This window comes from Campylobacter ureolyticus ACS-301-V-Sch3b (genome assembly GCF_000413435.1).
Taxonomy (GTDB): domain Bacteria; phylum Campylobacterota; class Campylobacteria; order Campylobacterales; family Campylobacteraceae; genus Campylobacter_B; species Campylobacter_B ureolyticus_A.
The window spans coordinates 67,682-71,566 of record NZ_KE340327.1; the positions used below are offsets into that span (position 1 = coordinate 67,682).

General features: G+C 27.5%; 5 protein-coding genes. 3 read left to right on the forward strand and 2 right to left on the reverse strand.

Features of this window, described 5'->3' with window-relative positions; translation table 11 throughout:
• The 3 genes from HMPREF9309_RS05485 to HMPREF9309_RS05495 form a co-directional block, all read left to right on the forward strand.
• Nucleotides 1-394 (forward strand): glycosyltransferase (locus HMPREF9309_RS05485; protein ID WP_016646927.1); only part of this gene is annotated, 394 nt, incomplete at its 5' end.
• A complete protein-coding gene (locus HMPREF9309_RS05490) occupies nt 387-1,133 on the forward strand; it encodes a glycosyltransferase family 2 protein (protein ID WP_016646928.1) in 747 nt (248 codons plus the stop codon). The genes HMPREF9309_RS05485 and HMPREF9309_RS05490, both read left to right, overlap by 8 nt.
• A gap of 13 nt (nt 1,134-1,146) precedes the next feature.
• Nucleotides 1,147-2,316, forward strand: coding sequence for a nucleotide sugar dehydrogenase (locus HMPREF9309_RS05495; RefSeq protein WP_016646929.1), 1,170 nt, complete (start codon nt 1,147-1,149; stop codon nt 2,314-2,316).
• Nucleotides 2,317-2,319: 3 nt separating this feature from the next.
• Here HMPREF9309_RS05495 and HMPREF9309_RS05500 read toward each other — a convergent pair whose 3' ends face one another.
• Nucleotides 2,320-2,685, reverse strand: coding sequence for a GtrA family protein (locus HMPREF9309_RS05500; protein ID WP_016646930.1), 366 nt, complete (start codon nt 2,683-2,685; stop codon nt 2,320-2,322).
• Between the two features lie 191 nt (nt 2,686-2,876).
• A complete protein-coding gene (locus HMPREF9309_RS05505) occupies nt 2,877-3,818 on the reverse strand; it encodes a sugar transferase (protein ID WP_016646931.1) in 942 nt (313 codons plus the stop codon).
• Between the last annotated feature and the right edge of the window lie 67 nt (nt 3,819-3,885).

Genomic DNA, 3,885 nt, shown 5'->3' on the forward strand with positions numbered 1-3,885 from the left:
TAAAATAAATAATATCGTAAAATATATGGGATATATAGATTTTGGATATGAGCTAAAAAAAATATACAGTATGCATGATGTAATAGTTCTTCCATCCTATAGTGAAGGTTGCTCAAGGGTTTTGTTAGAAGGTGCTTTAAATTCTCTTTTTGTGGTTTCAACAGACGTGGGATGTGCTAGAGATATTTTTTGCAATGGTAATAGTTGTAACTGTATATTGACAAAAGTTGGCAGCGTTGAAGATTTAGTTGATGCATATCAGTATATATTTGAAAATAAAAATTTAGTCAATGACAAAGCTAATAATGGTGCATTCATAGCTAAACAAATAACACTAGATGATTTTGTAAATAAGATTTTAAATATTAATAAGGTAAAATTAAATAATGAGTGATTTAGTATCTGTAATTATGCCATCATATGGTTCAGAAAAATTTATAAGTAAGTCTATAGATTCTGTATTGTTACAAACTTATGATAATTGGGAACTTATTATAATAGATGATTGCTCTCCTGATGAATCGAATAAAATTATAAAAGAATATTTAAGTAAAGATAGTAGAATTAAGTTTGTAAAATTGGAAAAAAACTCCGGTGCAGCAGTAGCTAGAAATAAAGGGATAGAAATAGCAAAAGGTAGATTTATTGCTTTTTTAGATTCTGATGATTTATGGTTGCCAGAAAAACTTGAAAAACAAATAAGTTTTATGAAAGATAATAACTTAGCTTTTACATATTCATCTTACATGCTTGTAGATGAGACGGATAAAAATATAGGTGAGTTTATAATAAAACCTAAAATATCCTATAGCTCTATGCTTAAAACTTGCAGTGTCGGATGTCTTACAGCTATATATGATTCTTATAAACTTGAAAAGGTTTATATGCCATTAATACTTAAAAGACAAGATTATGGAACTTGGCTTAAAATTTTAAAAAATATTAAAACCGCAAAAGGCATATTAGAGCCACTTGCAATTTATAGGATAAGATCAAATTCCTTATCATCTAATAAATTAAAAGCTAGTGTCTATCAATGGAAAATATATAGAGAAGTTGAGAAGTTGGATATATTTAGAAGTTTATATTATTTCATAAACTATGCGATTAATGGTTTTTTAAAATATAGATAAATAAGGATAAAAAATGAAAATAGCAGTTATAGGAACTGGTTATGTCGGTCTGTCAATAAGTATGCTTTTAGCTCAGCACAATGAAGTTGTTGCACTGGATGTGGTACCAGAAAAAGTTAAAAAGTTAAAAAATAAAATTTCACCTATTGAAGATTCTTATATACAAGATTATCTATCAAATAAAAATCTAAATTTTAAAGCCACGCTTGATAAAAAAGAGGCTTATGAAAATGCTGATTTTGTTGTAATCGCTACACCTACAAATTATGATGAAAAGGCAAATTATTTTGATACATCATCAGTTGAAAGTGTTATAAAAGATGCACTTGAATTTACAAAAAACGCCACAATAGTTATAAAATCAACTATTCCTGTAGGATATACAAAAGGGATAAATCAAAAATTCGGCACTAACAATATTATATTTTCGCCTGAGTTTTTAAGAGAGGGAAAAGCACTGTATGATAACCTCTATCCAAGCAGGATAATTGTAGGCTCACTAAGCAATGAGGCTAAAGTTTTTGCAGAGCTTTTAAAGCAAGGTGCTATTCAAAAAGAAATTCCAACTCTTTTTACAAACAGCACGGAAGCTGAAGCTGTAAAGCTTTTTTCAAATACCTATCTTGCAATGAGAGTTGCATTTTTCAATGAGCTTGATACTTATGCAAAAATGAGAAATTTAAATACAAATCAAATCATAAAAGGTGTAGGACTGGATCCAAGAATAGGAGATCATTATAATAATCCAAGCTTCGGGTATGGTGGATACTGTTTGCCAAAAGATACAAAGCAGTTGCTTGCCAATTATGAAAATGTTCCATCAAATTTAATAGAGGCTATTGTTAAATCAAACTCTACCAGAAAGGATTTTATAGCATCTGATATACTTGCTAAAAAACCAAAAACAGTAGGAATTTACAGACTTGTTATGAAAAGCGGAAGCGACAACTTCAGAAGCAGTGCAATTCAAGGTATTATGAAACGCATAAAAGCAAAAGGTATAGATGTTGTAGTTTTTGAGCCGGCACTAAAAGAAGATAGTTTCTTTAACTCAAAAGTTATAAAAAATTTAGATGAGTTTAAAAAAATTTCAGATGTCATAGTGGCAAACAGATATGAAAAAGCATTGGAAGATGTAAGAGAAAAGATTTATACAAGGGATTTGTATCATGTTGATGATTAGAAATCATTTAAACACCCAAAATTTACTTAACAAAAATCTGGATATAGTATAAATTCCACCTGCTAAAATTTGTGATATATAAGGATTTATACTTAAGCTTAGACAAATTTTTAGAGTTATAAAATTTAAAATATAAGCCATTAGCATTGCAAGTATAAATTTTATAAACTCTATTTTACTTTTTGTTTTGCTTTGAAAGGTAAAAATTTTATTTAGAATATATGAAATTACTATTCCGATACTATATCCACTTAAATTTGAAATCTCAGGACTTATGCCAGCAAACATAAGTCCAAATATTATTCCAAAACCTATAATTGTATTTAAAATGCCAACCAATAGATATTTTATAAGTTTTTTATCAATCATTTAAACTCGATTGTAAAACAATTATTGTCATATTTTATAATTTTATGCATGTTTGTGTTTATGATTTTGTTTATTTTATTTTTTTCATTAGAACATAAATTCCAAGATGCATTTAACCCTTAATTATATAGTATCGTTTGATGTGTCCATCTTTTATAAAGTTTTTCCTTTGAGCATTTTTTAAACGGTTGTTATATCCCTTTTCTTCCTAAAACTATCCCAATAGTTTTAAAAACTACTTTTATCTCAAGCCAGAGTGACCAGTGTTTTATGTAGTATAAGTCATACATTAATTTTTGTTTTGTATCATATATGTTTTCACCATATGGGTAATTCACCTGTGCCCAGCCAGTAATCCCTGGGCGAACTAAATGTCGTTCATTGTAGTATGGTATCTCTTTTTCAAATTTATCCACCCAGTATTTTCTCTCAGGTCTTGGTCCTATTAAGTGCATATCTCCCTTTAAAACATTTATATATTGTGGCAATTCATCGATTCTTGTTTTACGCATAAATTTTCCAAAAGCAAAAACTCTATCATCATCCTTACTTGCAAATTTAACTCCATCTTTTTCTGCGTCAATTCTCATCGAGCGGTATTTTATGCAGCCAAACTCATGCATATTTATCCCAACTCTTTTTTGAATAAAATAAATCTTTCCTGGACTTTGCTCTTTTATTTTTTTTCTAATATATGGTTTTATAGCTAAATTTATAACCCATAATATTAAAGCCCCAACTATATCAATAACTCTTTTTATTAGAAATTCAAATTTATTATATGGTCTTATTTCGCTTAAAAAGTTAAGATTCTTAGAATCATCTGGTATGTAGATTTTACAAAGATTTTTTTCAAGAAATTTTTGAATGGAGACAATTTTTAAAGATCTTTTATGATATTTAAATTGCAAAAGTGTTAAAAACCTTATTATTTTTGAATCAAGTGTAAAATCAGTATTTAAAACAAGATATTTATAATAATCTTTTTTTAAAAGCTCTTTTATTTTTTTTCTAATTAGCACTGAACTTTTTCTACTTCCATCATACTCTAAAAACTCTATATTTTTAAACTTTTTTCTAAGCTTATTAAGTTCAATTTCATTAAATTTATATTTATCACCAAGAACTATCAAATTTTACTCCAAAGGAATTAATAATTTCTTATTTTATCTTAAATTATCTTTATAAGAGTTAAAAATC